The organism is Jatrophihabitans sp. (assembly GCF_036000465.1).
Lineage (GTDB): Bacteria > Actinomycetota > Actinomycetes > Mycobacteriales > Jatrophihabitantaceae > Jatrophihabitans.
The window spans coordinates 1-17,653 of sequence record NZ_DASYFV010000013.1; the positions used below are offsets into that span (position 1 = coordinate 1).

Annotated in this window: 16 protein-coding genes; 8 read left to right on the forward strand and 8 right to left on the reverse strand. The window is 72.4% G+C overall.

The window, feature by feature from the left end; genetic code table 11:
- Positions 1-490: ATPase, T2SS/T4P/T4SS family (locus VGN18_RS04410; RefSeq protein WP_327538429.1), on the reverse strand; the 490-nt coding region annotated here is incomplete at its 3' end.
- 376 nt (positions 491-866) lie between these two features.
- On the opposite strand from VGN18_RS04410, the gene VGN18_RS04415 reads away from it, so the two are divergent.
- The 6 genes from VGN18_RS04415 (at position 867) to VGN18_RS04440 (ending at position 8,036) form a co-directional block, all read left to right on the forward strand.
- Entirely contained in the window at positions 867-1,454 is a 588-nt protein-coding gene (locus VGN18_RS04415; RefSeq protein WP_327538430.1) for a hypothetical protein, read from the forward strand.
- 133 nt (positions 1,455-1,587) lie between these two features.
- Positions 1,588-2,808 (forward strand): serine/threonine-protein kinase, encoded by a 1,221-nt coding sequence (locus VGN18_RS04420; protein WP_327538431.1) that lies wholly within the window; start codon positions 1,588-1,590, stop codon positions 2,806-2,808.
- The gene (locus VGN18_RS04425; RefSeq protein WP_327538432.1) at positions 2,805-3,227 is read left to right on the forward strand and encodes a hypothetical protein; all 423 of its coding nucleotides are present in this window, start codon (positions 2,805-2,807) and stop codon (positions 3,225-3,227) included. The genes VGN18_RS04420 and VGN18_RS04425 overlap by 4 nt, the downstream gene beginning before the upstream one ends.
- 104 nt (positions 3,228-3,331) lie before the next feature.
- Complete coding sequence (locus VGN18_RS04430; RefSeq protein WP_327538433.1) at positions 3,332-4,705, forward strand: NAD(P)/FAD-dependent oxidoreductase; 1,374 nt, start codon at positions 3,332-3,334, stop codon at positions 4,703-4,705.
- A 33-nt stretch (positions 4,706-4,738) separates the two neighbouring features.
- On the forward strand, positions 4,739-5,770 hold the full coding sequence (locus tag VGN18_RS04435) for a zinc-binding metallopeptidase family protein (RefSeq protein WP_327538434.1): 1,032 nt from the start codon (positions 4,739-4,741) through the stop codon (positions 5,768-5,770).
- 76 nt (positions 5,771-5,846) lie between these two features.
- Positions 5,847-8,036: a putative bifunctional diguanylate cyclase/phosphodiesterase gene (locus tag VGN18_RS04440; protein ID WP_327538435.1), complete on the forward strand. Its 2,190-nt coding sequence runs from the start codon at positions 5,847-5,849 to the stop codon at positions 8,034-8,036.
- A gap of 6 nt (positions 8,037-8,042) precedes the next feature.
- Here the strand turns inward: VGN18_RS04440 and VGN18_RS04445 are convergent, their stop codons facing one another.
- The 4 genes from VGN18_RS04445 to VGN18_RS04460 all read right to left on the reverse strand — a co-directional run bounded on the left by VGN18_RS04445 (position 8,043) and on the right by VGN18_RS04460 (position 11,814).
- A complete protein-coding gene (locus tag VGN18_RS04445; RefSeq protein WP_327538436.1) occupies positions 8,043-8,462 on the reverse strand; it encodes a hypothetical protein in 420 nt (139 codons plus the stop codon).
- A gap of 49 nt (positions 8,463-8,511) precedes the next feature.
- The gene (locus VGN18_RS04450; RefSeq protein WP_327538437.1) at positions 8,512-9,177 is read right to left on the reverse strand and encodes a hypothetical protein; all 666 of its coding nucleotides are present in this window, start codon (positions 9,175-9,177) and stop codon (positions 8,512-8,514) included.
- Between the two features lie 132 nt (positions 9,178-9,309).
- Entirely contained in the window at positions 9,310-10,797 is a 1,488-nt protein-coding gene (locus VGN18_RS04455; RefSeq protein WP_327538438.1) for a flippase, read from the reverse strand.
- Between the two features lie 30 nt (positions 10,798-10,827).
- Positions 10,828-11,814 (reverse strand): beta-ketoacyl-ACP synthase 3, encoded by a 987-nt coding sequence (locus VGN18_RS04460; RefSeq protein WP_327538439.1) that lies wholly within the window; start codon positions 11,812-11,814, stop codon positions 10,828-10,830.
- A gap of 94 nt (positions 11,815-11,908) precedes the next feature.
- Between VGN18_RS04460 and VGN18_RS04465 the strand changes: the two genes are divergently transcribed.
- Positions 11,909-12,865, forward strand: a complete 957-nt coding sequence (locus tag VGN18_RS04465) for an SDR family NAD(P)-dependent oxidoreductase (protein ID WP_327538440.1) — start codon at positions 11,909-11,911, stop codon at positions 12,863-12,865.
- Here VGN18_RS04465 and VGN18_RS04470 read toward each other — a convergent pair.
- Positions 12,849-13,721 carry an ROK family protein gene (locus VGN18_RS04470; protein WP_327538441.1) on the reverse strand — a complete coding sequence of 291 codons (873 nt, stop codon included), beginning with the start codon at positions 13,719-13,721 and terminating at the stop codon, positions 12,849-12,851. The genes VGN18_RS04465 and VGN18_RS04470 overlap by 17 nt on opposite strands.
- A gap of 88 nt (positions 13,722-13,809) precedes the next feature.
- The gene (locus VGN18_RS04475) at positions 13,810-15,015 is read right to left on the reverse strand and encodes an acyl-CoA dehydrogenase family protein (RefSeq protein ID WP_327538442.1); all 1,206 of its coding nucleotides are present in this window, start codon (positions 15,013-15,015) and stop codon (positions 13,810-13,812) included.
- A 216-nt stretch (positions 15,016-15,231) separates the two neighbouring features.
- Here VGN18_RS04475 and VGN18_RS04480 point away from each other — a divergent pair, with 216 nt between their 5' ends.
- Positions 15,232-16,197 carry a family 43 glycosylhydrolase gene (locus VGN18_RS04480; protein WP_327538443.1) on the forward strand — a complete coding sequence of 322 codons (966 nt, stop codon included), beginning with the start codon at positions 15,232-15,234 and terminating at the stop codon, positions 16,195-16,197.
- Positions 16,198-16,216: 19 nt separating this feature from the next.
- Here VGN18_RS04480 and VGN18_RS04485 read toward each other — a convergent pair whose 3' ends face one another.
- Positions 16,217-17,629, reverse strand: coding sequence for a CYTH and CHAD domain-containing protein (locus VGN18_RS04485; protein ID WP_327538444.1), 1,413 nt, complete (start codon positions 17,627-17,629; stop codon positions 16,217-16,219).
- Positions 17,630-17,653 lie beyond the last annotated feature (24 nt).

Genomic DNA, 17,653 nt, shown 5'->3' on the forward strand with positions numbered 1-17,653 from the left:
TGCGGATGTTGACCGCCATGTGGCGGCGGGTGATGTTCGGGATGACGACGTGCAGGCGCGAGCCGTCGGGCAGCATCGCGTCGACGAACGGGGTGCTGAGATCGATGCGCCGCCCGGTCGGGCGCAGCATCCGCTCGACGAGTTCGGCGACCTGCTCGGCGGTCAGGATCAGGGTGGTGAGTTCGGAACGACCGCGGCGGGCGATGAACACCCGGCCCGGTTCGTTGATCCAGATCTCCTCGACCGTCGGGTCGTCGAGCAGCGGCTGCAGCGGGCCGAACCCGGCCACCGCGTCGAGCACCGCCCGGGTCGTGGCGGCGACGTCACCGAGCGGCGGCAGCGCCGAGGTGACGGAGCGGTCGCGGTACTCGCTGACGACGTCGTCGACGATGCGGCTGACGGCCTCGGGCTCGGCGATCGGATCGATGCCGCGGCGGCGGACGAGTTCGCGCACCTCGTTCTCCACGATCGCGTGTGCGGTCGCCGCCATGACCACCCCCTGAACCCGGACATTCCTCATCGATTCCTCAGAGAGTAAGCGGCAATCCGGGCGAAAGGTACTCAGATCGCGGGGCCTGTGGACAAGATCGGTGACCCTGCGTCGCATGGGGCGGGCGGGGCCGATGAGGCGTAGCCCGCGCCGATCTTCATGCCCGCACCGGGTCCGAGGTCCGTGCGGGCATGAAGATCGCGGCGGGCGGGGCGGCCGACCGGGCCCATCCCGGCCCGGCTGAGCCGAACGTCCCGACCGGTTCCCGCCCATCGGCACGGCTCCCTCACGTCGTCCGTACCTGATTCAGAGGCAACTCAGAGCGAGAAGGTGATGTGACAACAGATCAGCATCACAACAGAGGTAGGAGCCCGTCATGCGCAAGACACTCGATCGCCTGCTCGCCGCCGGAGGGATGGTCGTCGCGATCGTCCTGCTCGTTGCCGGTGGACTGCTCACCTGGGCCCACAGCTACGTCCACACCCAGGTGCACGACCAGCTCGCCAGCCAGCAGGTGTTCTTCCCGCCGAAGGGCAGCGACGCCCTGAAGCCGGCCGACATCGGCCCCTACCTGAACAAGTACGCCGGCCAGCAGCTGGTCACCGGCGACCAGGCCAAGGCCTACGCCGATCACTTCATCGCCGTTCACGTCAAGGAGATCGGTGGCGGCCAGACCTACGCCCAGCTCTCCGGCAAGGCTCTGGCCGCGCCGAACGACGCCAAGCTCAAGGCCCAGGTCGACACCGTGTTCCGCGGCGAGACGCTGCGCGGCCTGCTGCTCAACGCCTACGCCTTCGACACCATGGGCAACCTGGCCCTGACCGCGGCGATCGTCGCCTACATCGGCGCCGGACTGATGGCCGCGCTGTCCGTGCTCGGCTTCCTGCACGCCCGTCGCGTCCACTCCGGCGTGCCGCCGAAGGCCGGCACGGGAGCTCCGGCGATCGAGTCCATCCACGCTTGATCCGTCCGCCGAACGGCGGGGTCACCGCACCAGCGGTGGCCCCGCCGTTCGGCTGTGGGCGGCGGCACGGGAGGGCGGGGGGCGGGCTGGGTACGGTCTCCGGGACCCTCGACCGCCACCGGATGACGGAGCCATGACCGAGTCGCACCACCCCGCGGGAACGCCCGGCCCGGGCTCGACCCTCGGCACCGTCCTCGCCGGGCGCTACCGCCTCGAGCAGCGCGTCGGCCGCGGCGGCATGGCCGACGTCTACCGCGCCCGGGACGAGCTGCTGCACCGCACCGTGGCCGTGAAGCTGTTCCGCTTCGACACCGCCGACACCGACCGGGCCCGCATCGACGCCGAGATGCGCACCCTGGCCGGCCTGCGCCACGCCGGGCTCGTCACGCTCTACGACGCCGGCACGGACGACGACTCGGCGCCCTACCTCGTCATGGAGTTCATCGACGGGACGACGCTGCGCGACCGCATCGGCAACGGCCCGGCGCTCGCCCCGGCCGAGGTGGCCGCGCTCGGCGCCGACCTCGCCGCCTCGCTGCGCTACGTGCACGCCAACGGCGTGGTGCACCGCGACGTGAAGCCGGCGAACATCCTGCTCGACCCGCCGACCGACGGCGCCCGCCACCCGCGCCCGCGGCTCACCGACTTCGGCATCGCCCAGATCACCGACGGCGCCCGGCTGACCGCCGACGGCACCGCCCTGGGCACGCCGAACTACGTGAGCCCGGAGCAGACGACCGGCCGCCCGATCGGCCCGGCCAGCGACATCTACTCCCTCGGGCTCGTGCTGCTCGAGGCGCTGACCGGCCGGCCCGCATACCCGGGCAGCGGCGTCGAGGCCGCCCTGGCCCGCCTGCACCGCCCGCCGCTGATCCCGGCCGACCTCGGCCCGGGCTGGGGCCGGCTGCTCACCGCCATGACCGAGCTCGACCCCGCCGCGCGACCCGACATCGGCGCTGTCATCGGCGGGCTGCACGCGCTCGCCGGAGCGGGGGCGGCGGCCCCCGACGACACGATCGCCTCGTGGGAGGCGATGCCCGCGGGCGCGACCTCGGTGATGTCGGCGACGACGACCATGCTGCCGGCGGCCGGGCCGGCGCGGGACCCGCTAGGCACGACCGTGCTGCCCGTCGTGGGCGCGGCCGCGGGACGCCCCCTCCACCGGCCGCGGCGCCGCCCGAACGCGGTCTACCTCATCGGCGGGCTCATCGCTGCGGCGATCGTGGTCGTACTGCTGGTCCTCGGCCTGGGCGGGACCTCGGCCGGCACCGGCCCGAACCCCGGGCCGGCGTACCCGAGCGTGCCGGGGCAGCTCGGCCGCCACCTCGACATCCTCGAAGGGACACTGTCGTGAAGGCCCGCCTGACCGCCCTCACCCTCGGCGCCACCCTGCTCGGCGGCTGCAGCAGCAGCGGCGCGCCGGCGGCGGATTCGCTGTCCGGCCTGCGGGCCGACGTCCGGGCCGTCGCGGCAGCGTCAGCGGCCGGGCAGTACCGCAGCGCGGCGACCGCCCTGGCCCGGCTGCGGGCCGACATCGCCGCGGCCCGGGCGACCGGCGAGGTGAGCCCGGCCAAGCTGGCGGCCATCGAAGCGGCGATCCAGCCCGTCCAGACCGACGTCGCGGCCCAGCTGCAGCCCGCCGCGGCGCCGACACGGACGCCCACGCCGACACCCACGCCGACCCCGACACCGACGCACTCGCGCGTCACGCCGAAACCCGCGCCCGCGCCGCCGGCCCCGCACAAGCACAAGAAGCACCGGGGCGGCGACTGACCGCGCGACGACGTCGCTCACATGCGGGCTACCCGGCGGAATGCCTGGGTAGGCCGGAGGATTATGGCCGGTGAGGCCGCACGTACCGGTGGGCAGGAGCAACGATGGATACCAAGATCGCACAGCGCCACCACGTGGTGGTGATCGGATCCGGTTTCGGCGGACTCTTCGCCGCCAAGCGTCTCCGGCGCGCGAACGTCGACGTCACCCTGATCAGCAAGACCACCCATCACCTGTTCCAACCACTGCTCTACCAAGTGGCCACGGGCATCCTGTCCGAGGGCGAGATCGCCCCGGCCACCCGCGAGATCCTGCGGCGCCACCGCGACGTTCAGGTGCTGCTCGGCGAGGTGACCGGCATCGACCTGGCCGCGCGCACCGTCGCGTCCCAGGCGGGCGGCGTCGTCACCACCACGCCGTACGACTCGCTCATCGTCGCCGCCGGCGCCTCGTCGTCCTACTTCGGCAACGACGAGTTCGCGACGTTCGCACCCGGCCTCAAGTCGATCGACGACGCGCTCGAGATCCGCGGTCGCATCCTGTCGGCCTACGAGTTCGCCGAGCTCGAGCAGGACCCGAAGGCGCGCGAGGAGTGGCTGACCTTCGCCGTCGTCGGCGCCGGCGCCACCGGCGTCGAGATGGCCGGGCAGATCTCCGAACTCGCCCGCCGCACGCTGGTCAAGGACTACCGCTCGATCGACACCCGCAAGACCCGCATCGTGCTCGTCGACGCCCTCGACACCGTGCTCGGCGCGTTCGGCACGAAGCTGTCGGCCGGCGCGGCGTCGCAGCTGGAGAAGCTCGGTATCGAGGTGTGGCTCGACGAGAAGGTCGTGGCCGTCGACGACCGCAGCCTCACCGTCGAGGACCGCACCGGCGCGCGGGTGCGCATCCCGGCCCGCACCGTCGTCTGGGCGGCCGGCGTCAAGGGCTCCCCGCTCGCGAACTCGCTGGCCGAGCAGAGCGGCGCCGAGATGGACCGCGGCAACCGCATCAAGGTGCAGCCCGACTGCACGCTGCCGGGCCACCCGGAGGTGTTCGTCATCGGCGACATGATGTCGCTGAACGACTACCCCGGCGTCGCCCAGGTCGCGATGCAGCAGGGCAAGTACGCCGCCGACGCCATCCGCCGGCGGCTGCGCGGGAAGCCGGCCCCCAAGCCGTTCCACTACTTCGACAAGGGCAGCATGGCCACGATCTCGCGCTTCCGCGCCGTGGCCAACATCGGCAAGCTGCGCTTCGGCGGCTTCATCGCCTGGCTGCTCTGGCTCGCGATCCACGTGCTCTACCTCGTCGGGTTCAAGAACCGCGTGACGACGGTGCTGCACTGGGCGGTCAGCTTCATCGGCCGCGGCCGCAGCCAGCGCATCACCACCAGCCAGCAACTGGTCGCCCGCAACGCGGTGCAGCAGCTGGACGTGCCCGACGACGCCGCCCCGGCGCAGGTCGAGAACGCCGAACCCGTCCGCAGCGCCTGACGCCGCGACCCGACCACCGAACGGAGCCGCTCGGTGCGCGCTTTCGCCTGCCCCAACTGCCGCAGCCTGATCTTCTTCGACAACCACCGGTGCCTGACGTGTGACTCCCGGCTGGGCTTCGACCGCGGGCGCGCCGACCTCGTCGTGCTCGACGACTCGTCGACGAAGGTCCGCTGCGCCAACAGCGTGCTCGTCGACTGCAACTGGCTGGTCGACCCGGGAGCGCCGCAGGGCCTGTGCGACTGCTGCTGGCTGACCCGCACGCGCCCGGCCGACGACGACACCGACGCGCTCGCCGCGTTCGCCCGGGCCGAGCGGGCCAAGCGGCGGCTGCTGTTCCAGCTCGATCACCTGCGGCTGCCGACCACGCCGCGCAGCGCCGACCCGGGGCAGGGCCTCGCGTTCGACCTGCTCTCCAGCGCCCGCCAGAAGGTGATCACCGGCCACGCCAACGGGGTCATCACCATCGACCTCGCCGAGGGCCACGACCCGCACCGCGAGGCGTTGCGGGTGAAGCTGGCCGAGCCCTACCGGACGTTGCTCGGCCACCTGCGCCACGAGATCGGCCACTGGTACTGGAACGTGCTGGTGCGCGACACGCCCTTCCTCGACCGCTTCCGCGACCTGTTCGGCGACGAGCGGGCCGACTACGGCGAGGCGCTCAAGCAGCACTACAGCGCCGAGACCGAGACGCCCGACTGGTCGGACACGCACGTCAGCAACTACGCCGCCGCCCACCCGTGGGAGGACTGGGCCGAGACGTTCGCGCACTACCTGCACATCCGCGACACCATCCAGACGGCCGGGGCATGGGGTGTGCACACCGACGGCCCCGACCTCGACCTCAAACTCGCCTGGGACGCCCAGCTCGACGTCGACCCGCAGGAGGACGTCGACACCTTCGACGAGCTGGCCCGCTCGTGGATCGCACTGAAGATGGTGCTCAACCAGCTCAACCGCAGCATGGGCAAGGACGATCTCTATCCGTTCCGGCTCACCCCGACGGTCGTCGACAAGCTGCGGTTCGTCCACGTGGTGGTGACCTCGCACCGGGCCGACGGCTGATCCGACCCGAGATGACGATTTCGCCCCAATAGCCGAAATAGTTCAGGAAACGGGCGATCGTGCCGATCAGTCCGCCGTGTCGAAGCCCCGCCGCGCCCTGCCGATCACCGTGCTGGCCACCCTCGCGCTGGTCGCCGCCGAGTTCCTGCTGCTCACCACCGTCTACTTCCGGGCCGCCCCGGAACGCGAGCAGCGGCGGATCGCCTCGACCCTCGTGGCCGAGCTGCGGGTGGCCCGGGGCGACACGGCCCGCGCGGCGGCGCGCACCACCGCCGATCGCCTGCAGCGCCTCGGGGTCGGCCCGGGCGAGCTCGCCGCGGTGCGGTCGGCCGCGGCCGGACCCGTCGACGGGCTCCGGACGGCCGCGGCCCGGCTCGACCGCACCCTGTTCGACCGGGAGCGCGCGATCGACCGGCAGGCGGAGTGGACCTACGTCGGGCTGCTCGTGCTCGTCTCGATCGGCTGGGCGGCCTGGTTCCGCAAGCTCGTCGCGCGGCACCGCCGGCTGCAGGCCCGCGTCACCGAGCACGAGGCCCTGCAGGCGGCCGAGCAGCGGCTCGCCGCGCTGGTGCGCACCACCGCGGACGTGATCGCCGTCCTCGACGTCGACTCGGCGGTCATGTTCGTGACCGACTCGGCGCACGCCGTGCTGGGCGTCGACGCGGCCGAGCTCGTCGGCCGCCCCGCCGTCGAACTCATCGGCGACGGCGATCGCGAGCTGTTCGTGCAGCTGCTCGCGACGCTGCCGGCCGGGCAGGACCAGGCGCTCCGCCTGTGTCTGCGCAGCGCCCTGCACGTCGAGGGCAGCCTGACCAACCTGCTGGGTGACGCCGCGGTCGGCGGCTACGTGCTGACCCTGCGCGACGTCAGCGAGCGGGTGCGCCTCGAGCAGCAGCTCACCCACCAGGCCCTGCACGACCCGCTGACCGGGCTCGCCAACCGGCGGCTGTTCGCCGACCGGCTCGACCACGCGCTGGAGCGCCGCCCGGGCCCGTCCCGCAGCCTCGTCGTCCTCTACTGCGACCTCGACGACTTCAAGAACGTCAACGACAGCCTCGGCCACGGCGCCGGCGACGCGGTGCTCGCCGAGATCGCGCGGCGCAGCCGCGACGTGCTGCGCCGCGCCGACACGTTCGCCCGTCTCGGCGGCGACGAGTTCGCCGCGCTGATGGAGGACACCGACGTGTCGACCGCGGCCGAGATCGCCGAGCGGCTCGAGCACGCGATCGCGCAGCCGATCGAGTGCGACGGCCACAGCCTCGTGGTGCGGGCCAGCATCGGTCTGGCCGCCGCGCAGCCGGGCGAGATGACGGGTGACGATGCCCTGCGCAATGCCGACATCGCCATGTACCTGGCCAAGGACCGCGGCAAGGCCGGCGTGGCGGTCTACGAATCGCACCTGCACCAGCTCGCGCTCGACCGGCTCGAGGTGCGGGCCGACCTGCAGCGGGCCCTGCGCGGGGACGAGCTCGTCCTGCACTACCAACCGACGATCGATCTGCGGACGGGGGCGATCGACGGCTTCGAGGCGCTCGTGCGCTGGCAACACCCGACGCAGGGCCTGCTTCCGCCGGTGCGGTTCATCCCGATCGCCGAGGAGTCCGGCCTGATCGTGCCGCTCGGCCGGTGGGTGCTGCGGGCCGCGTGCCACGCCGCTGCGACGATGCAGTCGGCGACCGCCACGCCGAAGATCTCGGTCAACGTCGCCGCCGCGCAGCTCGCGCTGCCCGGCTTCACCGCCGAGGTGATCGCCGTGCTCGAGGAGAGCGGCCTGCCGGCCGACCGGCTCGTCCTCGAGATCACCGAGTCGGTCGTGCTCAACGACCTGGACCAGATCGCGACCCGGCTCTCGGAGCTGCGCGCGCTCGGCGTGCGCATCGCGATCGACGACTTCGGCACCGGCTTCAGCTCGCTGTCCTATCTGCGCAACCTGCCGGTCGACGTGCTTAAGGTCGACAAGTCCTTCGTCGACCGGGTGACCTCGGACGAGCAGGGCGCCTCGCTCGCCGACGCGATCATCGCGATGAGTCGCAGCCTCAACCTGACGACGGTCGCCGAGGGCATCGAGGACCCGCGCCAGGCCGAGTGGCTCAACGCCGCGCGCTGCGACTACGGCCAGGGCTACCTCTGGTCGCGGGCGGTGCCGCTCGACGAGGCCCGCGGCCTGTTGAGCGGTGCGGGGTTCGCGCCGCGGCGCCGGACCGGGCAACCGGCCGTCGCGCATCGCGCCGCCCGGACCGACATCGAGCCGCGGACGACGGCCTGACCGCCGTCAGGTGCAGAGCACGACGGTGATCGTGTGCCCGGCGGTCGGAGCCGACAACGCGGTCGTCCACGTGGCGCCCACGGTGGCCGTCACCTTGTAGTAGTAGGTGCCGAGCAAGAGGATCGGGGAGGTCCAGGTCGTGCCGACGACCCCGGACGCGGCGATCGTGTACGCACCGGCCGCCCCGGTCGTGGAGACGTAGACGTCGTACTTCGCGGCGTTGGCGACGGCCGTCCAGCTCACCGTGATCTGCAGGGAGATCAGCGAGCAGGTCGCCGTCGCCGTCGGCGCCGCCGGCACGGCCGAGCTCGCGGTCGAACCGGTCGAGCCGGTCCGCAGCGGCACCACCCAGGTGCTGCCACGGGCGGGGCCGGCGACGACCCACTGCCCCCCGACACAGACGCCGGCCAGCACGAGGCCCGCCACCCGGTACCGGACCGGGTGGCGTGTCGTCCGTCGCAGCGGCACCGTCGCCCTAGGACGTCCAGGCGTCGGTCGCCGGGCTGGTCGTCGCCGCCGAGCTGCTGGCCGACGCGGCGATCGCGGTGAGCGACGGCATCGAGAAGTACGTGGCGGCACACGCGAGCGGCGCGGTGCTGCCCATCGCGGCGTCGTCGGTCAGGGTCACGACGAGCGGGTTGTTGGCCTGGCCGCTCGCGGCCACCGTCAGCGCCGTGGTGAGCGAGTGGCTCGTCCCGCTCACGCCGGTCGCGAACGCCCACGTGACCGTGCTCGGGGTCGCGGCCGCGCAGCCGGCCTGCGCCACGCTAAGAGCGCTGTCGCTGAAGCCGGCCGCGTAGGTCGTGTTCGTCGGCAGGTTGACCCCGGTGATCGTCACCGGGAAGGTGTTCGGGTTGCTGATCGTGACGACGACATCGCCGTTGCCACCCGGGTAGAGCAGGTTGGTCGCGGCGGGTGAGGCGGTGGCGGTGATCGTCAGGTTGCTGATCGTGCCCGCCTTCGCCTGACCGTTCGAGCCGGGCGCGACCCCGACCGTCCAGTTGGTGGCGGCGATGGCGACGGCGGGGATGAGCAGCGCTCCGACGACCGCGGCCACGACGCGGACGCGGCGGGACGAGCGGCGGGGGTAGGGCAGCGGGCGACGGCGGTAGGCCCGGCGGGCGTGGTAGGCGTCGATCATGCTTGAGACATCGACGTTGCCAACGGCGGGTGAACCGGCCCGCGACGCGATGGCACGAGAACGCCGGACATTGTGGGCAATGACCGCGGGTCATGCGGTCTGCGCGTGTCATCGGACCGTCGCGCGAATGCGCTACGCCGACTCGCTCCTACGGCGCAGCAGACCGAGCATCGCCCGCACCTGGCTGGGGCGCAGCGGGCCGGCCACCACCATGCCGGCGGCGAAGACCGCCGTGAACACGGCAATCGCGACAACATCCCCCTCGCCGCCGTTGCGGGTGAGCGCCCACCCGGTGAGCGCGATGCCGGCGACGACCAGCAGCCGCCCGCTGTAGGCCCACGGCACCGCGAAGCCGGTCACGTGCCGCAGCCGGGCGAAGGCGAGCGCGACCGACAGCACCTCGGTGGCCACGAGGGCCGCTCCGGCACCCGCGGCCCCGTAGTGCGCGTCGAGGCCGATGTTCAGGCCGATGTTCACGACCAGCGACAGCAGGCTCAGCCACACCAGGAAGCGCTGGTCGTGCGCGGCCATGAGGCAGTGGGCCACGATCGTGTTCGTGAACCCGAGCGCGGTGGCGACGAAGAGGTAGCGGGCGGCGACGGTCGCGATCGGCACCGCGCTGTGCGAGGCGAACAGCGCGACGAAGTCGGCGGCGAGCACGATCCCGAACGTCGCGACCGGCACCGCGAGCAGGTTCATGAACTCGACCGCCCGGGTGGCGAAGCCGTTGAACGCGTCGCGGCCGGTCACGTGGGTGCGGATCAGGCTCGGGAAGATCGTCGCGGCGAAGACGGTGGGCACGACGCTCAGGGTCGTCGCCATGCGATAGCCCAGGCCGTACGACCCCACCTCGGTGTCGTTGCTCAGCAGGCTCAGCGCCACCCCGTCCGCGCGGTAGTAGACGACGGCGATGAGGGCGATGACCGCGAACGGTGCGCCCTCGCGGACCAGGTCGAGGATCTGGGCCCGGTCGAACACCGGACGGAACCGCCCCATCGAGCGCGAGGCGATCATCTGCACGGCGGTCGTGACGACGGTCGGCGCGACCTGCACGACGAAGAAGGGCACGAGGCCGAGATCGAGCCGGACGGCCACGATCATCATCGCGATCGAGAGCACCCGCCCGGCGAAGTCCGACAGCGCGACCGGCCCGAAGCGCGACGCGAGCTCGAAGATGGGGGCGTAGCTGGTGCCGACCGCGCGGAACAGCAGCGACGACGCGACGATGACGACGCCGAGCTGCAGCTGCGAGCGGCCGTCGTAGACGAGCACGCCGGCGACGGAGGTGATGACCCACAGCGGGACCGCGTAGATGACGCTGGTGCCGAGGTTCAGGCCGATGAGGTGCTCGACGGTGCCCCGCCCGGCCGCGGCCCGGCGCACCGTCGCGGCGTTCAGACCGATGTCGGAGAAGGCGTCGAACAGCCCGGAGAAGACCACCGCCGCGGTGAGCACGCCGTAGCGGTCGACGCCGAGGTAGCGGACCGTGATGGCGATCGAGACGACCGAGAGCAGCAGCGACGCCAGCCGGCCGACGAGCTGGATGGAGAAGCCGCGCGCGAGGCGGCCGTGATCGACCGCGTCGGACGGCCCCGCCAGCTCCGTCTCGTCCGCCCCCACGGGGTCAGCGTAGGTCAGCCGGCCGGACGCTCACGGCAGCGCGATCACCTGGGCCGCGATCGAGAGCCCGGCGCCGAAGCCGGTGAGCAGCGCGAGTTGCCCCCGTTTGGCCTGGCCCGAGTGGCGCAGCCTGGCCAGCGCGATCGGGATGGAGGCGGCCGAGGTGTTGCCCGAATCGACGATGTCGGTGGCCGTGGTGGCGTGGCCGATCTTCAGCTGTCGCTTGACCGCATCGATGATGCGCAGGTTGGCCTGGTGGGGCACGAACACCTCGATGTCGCCCACGCCGAGCCCGGCCTTGGCGATCGCGTCGGTCGCGACCTTGTGCACCTCCTCGACGGCCCACCGGAACACCTGCTGGCCGGCCATCTGCATCGTCGTCCGCCCCTCGGGGATCGTGAGCACGCCGCGCATCGCGCCGTCGCTGCTCCACGCGGCCGGGCCGATCCCCCGCCCGGCACCGTCGGCGGGCCGGACGACGGCCGCCCCCGCTCCGTCACCGAACAGGATCGAGGTGCCCATGTCGTCCGGGTCGAGCAGCGCGCTCATCCGCTCGGCGCCGACCACGAGCACCGTGCCCGCGCCGCCGGACTCGATGAGCGCCGCCGCGGTGGCCAGCGCGTAGCAGAAACCGGCGCAGGCCGAGTTGAGGTCCGACGCGGGCGCGCGCAGCCCCAGCCGGGCCGCGAGGCGGCCGGAGAGGGTCTGCTGCCCGGCCGGGCTGCCGCTGCAGGTGGCCACGATCATCGAGTCGACCTCGCCGATCGCGATGCCGGCGTCGTCGAGCGCCCGGCCGACCGCCTTCACGGCGAGATCGAGGAGGTCCTCGTGCTTCTGCAGGCGCCGCACCTGGCGGATGCCGGTGCGCTCGCGCAGCCACTCGGCGGTCTTGCCGAAGGGGGCCATCAGCGACGCCGCCGACACGACGCCGGACGGCTGCGCGCCGCCGACCCCCGTGATGCGGGCGCCGACCGAGCGGCTCGGCAACGTGAGCGTCGGATTGGCGAAGGACGTCATGCAACTACTTTGACGTCCTACTAACGAGTAGGGGTAATCGTGCGGCGCAGGTCTCGGCGAGTCCTCATCCGGCGATCCCCGTAAGGTCGGTGTCATGGCGCTGACGTCCCTGCTGGACACGCTGCTCGATCGCGCGATCGTGCCCGGGTACTCGCGCGTCGGGTTCGTCGTGCGCCGTCAGTGGTGGGCCGCCGACCTCGCGCCACAGGCCCTGGCCGGGCGCACCGTGGCCGTCACCGGCGCGAACGCCGGGCTCGGCAAGGCCACCGCCCTCGGCGCGGCGCGGCTCGGCGCCTCGGTGCGGCTGCTGTGCCGCGATCCGGCCCGCGGCCGGCAGGCCCGCGACGACATCGTCCGGCACTGCGCGGGGGCCGAGGTCGAGGTCGACGAGTGCGATCTGTCCGACCTCAAGTCCGTGCGGGCCGCGGCGTCGCGCCTGCGCAACGAGCTGCCGGCCATCCACGCGCTGGTGCACAACGCCGGGGTGCTGCCGCCCGAGCGCACCGAGACCGCCGACGGCCACGAGCTCGCCGTGGCCACCCACGTCCTCGGGCCGCACCTGCTCACCGCCGAGCTCCGGCCGCTGCTGGCCGCCGGCACGGGCGCGCGCGTCGTCTTCGTCTCCTCCGGAGGCATGTACGCCCAGCGCCTGCGCATCGACGACCCCGAGTTCCTCGAGGGCGACTACGACGGAACGGCCGCCTACGCCCGGACGAAGCGGATGCAGGTCGTGCTCGCCGAGCTGTGGGCCGAGCGCTTCGCCGACGCCGGCATCGCGGTGCACTCGATGCACCCGGGCTGGGCCCGCACCCCCGGCATCACCGATGCGCTGCCGCGCTTCGCGAAGGTCGTCGGGCCGATCCTGCGCACGGCCGACGAGGGGGCCGACACCGCGGTGTGGTTGCTCGCCGCGGAGGAGGCGGGCACCACGACCGGCCTGTTCTGGCACGACCGCCGCCCGCGTCCGACCTCGTACCTGCCCTTCACCCGGCACACGCCCGACGAGGCCGAGAAGCTCTGGGACTACTGCGCGGTCAACACACGCCTCTGACCGCGTGCCGGGCCGCGCCGATCAGGGGGGCGGTGTCGGAGTCGGTCGCGATGCGCACCTCGGGCAGGCCCGAGCCCTCGGCGCCGGCGCGGAACGCCGGCCCGATGACGTCCCACGACGCCGCCATCGATCCGCCGATGACGAGGACGTCCGGGCGGAAGCCCGACTGGCACGACCCGACCACGCGGCCGAGCTCGACGAATGCCGCATCGAGCACGCGACGGGCGCGCGCGTCGCCCGCACGCGCCGCCGCGGCGATCCCCCGCACGTCGGCGCCGGGGTCACCGCCGGCGGCGCCGAACGCCCGGCGGATCGCGCGGCGGGACACGACGTCCTCGAGGGGATGGCCGGCGATCGTGAGCCGGTGCAGCCGGCCGTCGGGCGGGAAGCCCGGGTCGACGATCTCGCCGTCGACGATCCAGCCCGAACCGATGCCGGTGCCGAGGGTGATGCCGAGGCAGCGGCGCGCGCCGCGGGCAGCCCCGGCGACGCACTCGCCGAGCGCGAACGCGTCGGCGTCGTTGAGGAAGGCGAGCGTCGCGGGCGCCGACCGCATCCGCCGGCGCAGCGCGGTGCCGACGTCCACCCCGCGCAGCGCCGCGAACTTGCCGACGCCCTCGAACAGCCCCATTCCGCGCTGGTAGTCGAACGGGTCGGGCATCGCGACGCCCCACCGGGCCGCCGGCGGCGCGTCGATCCCGGCGGCCGCCGCGGCGAAGCGGCCGATCACCGCGTCGGCGTCGGCGTCGGCCTCGAGGGCGAGCCGGACGCGGGCGGGCACCGACCAGTCCGACGGGTCGACCAGCGCGGCGCTGACATGCGTCCCGCCGATCTCCAGAACCGGGACGACGCTCATCCCGACGTTTCTACCGCAACCCGAGCCCTCCCCCTCTCGTCGACCCCACTTTGCTGCCCTGGAAATGGGTCGGCCGGAGGGGAAGGCGTCAGGTTGCCTGCTTGTACTCCTTGAGCAGGCCGCGGCTGATGATCGTCTTCTGGATCTCCGAGGTGCCCTCGCCGATGAGCAGGAACGGCGCCTCGCGCATGAGGCGCTCGATCTCGTACTCCTTGGAGTAGCCGTAGCCGCCGTGGATGCGGAACGAATCCTGGGTGACCTCGGCGCAGTACTCGGACGCGAGCAGCTTGGCCATGCCGGCCTCGACGTCGTTGCGCTCACCCGAATCCTTCAGCCGGGCCGCGTTGACCATGAGCAGGTGCGCGGCCTCGACCTTGGTGGCCATCTCGGCCAGCTTGAACGCGATGGCCTGGTGGTCGGCGATCTGCTTGCCGAACGTCTTGCGCTGCTGGGCGTAGGCGACGCCGAGCTCGAAGGCGCGGATCGAGATGCCGCAGGCGCGGGCGGCGACGTTGACGCGGCCGACCTCGACCCCGTCCATCATCTGGTAGAAGCCGCGCCCGCGACCCTTCTCCTCGCCGCCGAGGATCATGTCGGGCGAGACGCGCACGCCGTCGAGGATCATCTCGGTGGTCTCGACGCCCTTGTAGCCCATCTTGTCGATCTTGCCGGGGATGGTCAGGCCGGGCCGGGTCTCGCCGAAGCCGGCGTCCTTCTCGATGAGGAAGGTGGTCATGTTCTTGTAGACGCTCTCCTCGCCCCGGTCGTCCTTGACGAGGGTGGCGACGACGCGGGAGCCGGCGCCGTTGGTCAGCCACATCTTCGAGCCGTTGATGACGTATTCGTCGCCCTCCTTCACCGCCCGCGTCTTGATGGCCGAGACGTCGGAGCCGAGGTCGGGCTCGCTCATCGAGAACGCGCCGCGGATCTCGCCGGTGGCCATCCGCGGGAGGAAGTGCTGCTTCTGCTCCTCGGTGCCGTGCTGGGCGATCATGTAGGCGACGATGAAGTGGGTGTTGATGACGCCCGACACCGACATCCACCCGCGCGCGATCTGCTCTACGACGAGCGCGTAGGTCAGCAGCGACTCGCCGAGACCGCCGTACTCCTCGGCGATCATGAGGCCGAACAGGCCCATCTCCTTCATGCCCTCGACGATCGCCTCCGGGAACTCGTCCTTGTGCTCGAGCTCGGTGGCGTAGGGGATGATTTCCTTGTCTACGAACGTCTTGACCGCGGACAGGATCTCGGTCTGGATCTCGGTCAGTCCGGCGGTCTGGGCAAGGCGAGCCATGCGGAGTCCTCACGATTCTGGGGCACGCGCGCGGCGGCGACGCGTGTCGCGGAGATGTCCGGCAAGTATCCCCCGCACGCCCGGCCCCGCGCCCGGTGAGCGCCGGTGACATCACTCTCAGGCGGGGAGAGCTCCCCACGGCGTCGGCTTGCCGCAAACGATCTTCAGCTGTATCCCTGACATCAACTACACGCCGCCCATCAAGGAGATACGCACATGCGCGTGCTCGGCCGCACCCTGCTCGTCGCCGTCCTCGCCCTCGCCGGCCTGATCACCACGATGCCGCCTGCTTCCGCAACGACGCACCACTACTCGCGCGCGATCTCGAGCGACTTCGCCGATCCGGGCTTCGCCAAATTCGGCACGTACTACTACCTCTACAAGACGGGCGCCGGCTTCGGCACGACCGTGTCGGTGCGCCCGCAGAGCGGCTACGGCCCGACCGCCGCCTCGATGCCGCACATCCCGGCCTGGGTCGGCAAGGATCCGTCGGGCGCGCGCAAGCTGTGGGCGCCGAACGTCATCGGCATGATGCACAACGGCCACGCGCTCTACGTCATGTACTTCACCGGCTACTCGCCGTCGCACCGGGCGAACTGCATCGGCGTCGCGACGTCGAGCTCGCCCGATCGCAACTTCGTGCCCCGCTCGACGCCGACGGTGTGCGCCGACCGGGCCGGCTACGAGGCGATCGATCCGTCGGCCTACCACTCGGCCGACGGCAAGCGGTACCTGATCTACAAGGTCAACTACCGCAACGTCTCGGGCTTCGACATCCGCGCGGTGCAGATGGACAGCGCGACCGGCACGGTGCGCGTCGCCGGCGTCGCGAGCCGCTCGAAGATCGCCCCCGGATCGCGCATGGAGGCGCCGTCGGTCATCGCGCACGGCAACCGGGTCTTCATCTTCACCAGCCGCGGCAACTACGCCGACTGCACCTACTCGACCGACGTGTGGTCGGCGCCGACCTTCTGGGGCGGCACGTTCCACCGGGTGCGCACGATCATGAGCACGTCGTCGACCGGGCTGTGCGGCCCGGGCGGCGCGACGGTCATCAACGACGGCTCGACGACCCGCATCGCCTTCCACGCGTGGAAGAACGGCACGGCCGCGTCGAAGGTGCGCCAGACCTACGTCGGCGTGCTCCGGTGGACCTCGACGAACGTGCCCTACCTGTACTGATCCCCCCGTTCGCAACGCCTCATCGGGTCTCGGCGGCCCGGGTCCGCTCCCGCGCGTAGAGGACGCCGAGGGCGAAGGCGACCGCCGGGTCGGAGGTCGGCACACGGCGCAGGAAGGCGGCAGCGGTGACGAAGTCCTGCCGCTCGCCGAGGACGGTCTGGATGTCCTTGCTGCGCCGCACGAGCCGCTCGGCCGGCTTGCCGAGGGCCGGGGCGCACAGCTCGCCGACGTAGCGGGCCCGCTTGGCGGCCTTGCGTATGCGGTGGACGGCGTCGTCGCGATCGGGGTGGCGGTGCTCGGCGGCCTGGCGCTTGCGCACCGCCTTCTCGGCCGCGGCCAGGAAGGCCGCGAGGTCGGCCCGGCGCGCCCGGCCGGTGAGCGGCAGCTGCGCGTGCCAGCGGCCGAGCTCGCGCAGCAGGGTGAAGTACCGCTTCGAACGCATGGCGGCGTCGAGCCCGGCCATCGCCCGCTCCCGCTCGGCGGCGAGGGCCGTGGTCACCGCGGCCTGCACGGCCTCGCGGTCGAGTTCGGGGGGCAGCTCGGCGACCGAGCTCTCCAGATGGCCGCGGAGCACGTCCCGGTCGCGCACCTCGCCGAGCACCGCGGCGAACCACTTGAGCTCGGCGTCCAGGGCGGCGGCTGCGTCCGCGTCGAGCACCGCGCCGAACACCCGCAGGATGCTGCGGTAGCGCCGGGTCGCCACCCGGGTCACGTGGACGACGTTGGTGCCGCGGCGCAGCGCGATGTCGCCGCGCAGGATCGCCTCGTACTGCGCGTCGAGGTAGTTCCGCATCACGGTGGCCACCGGCCCGCGCTCGTCGCGCGCGGGCGGCTCGTGACCCATCGCCCGCGCCGCCTTGGACGCGATCGCGGCATCGGTCGCGCCGCGCTTGCGCAGCCACCGGGCGACGCGGGCCAGCAGCTTCTCGTCCCCGGCGAGCAGCTCGACCTCGACCTCGCGCCAGCGGCGCACACCGGCGGGTTCGCGGGCCGCCGTCGCCGTCACCGAGTCGACGACGAGCTCGGCCAGCTTCACGTCCTCGGCGTCGAGCAGGGTGTGGATCTCGCGCTCGGTCGCGATCGTCACGGTGGGCGAGAGGACGGCCCGGCCCCGGACGCCGAGCGTCGCGTCGCGCAACTCGACCGGCACACCGCGACCGCCCAGCGGCAGGCGGATCTCGATCCGCGCGTCGCCGTCGGGCACCTTGAGCTGCCAGCCGGCGTCGATGTCGCCGGTGCGGCGGCGCAGGGTCAGGCCGGCGTGCAGCAGCGACTGGTCGGCGGTGTCGAAGTACGCGCTCTCGAGCCGCACGGTCTCGGTGACGCAGCGGCCGCCGTCGGGCGCGAGCGCGGCCGGGTCGGGCAGGCGCCAGTCGTCCGGCACGTCGAACTTGAGTTCCCGCTCGCGCTGGTCGGTCGCCGATGCCGTCATTGCACAATTGTCCCGCAATCCCCT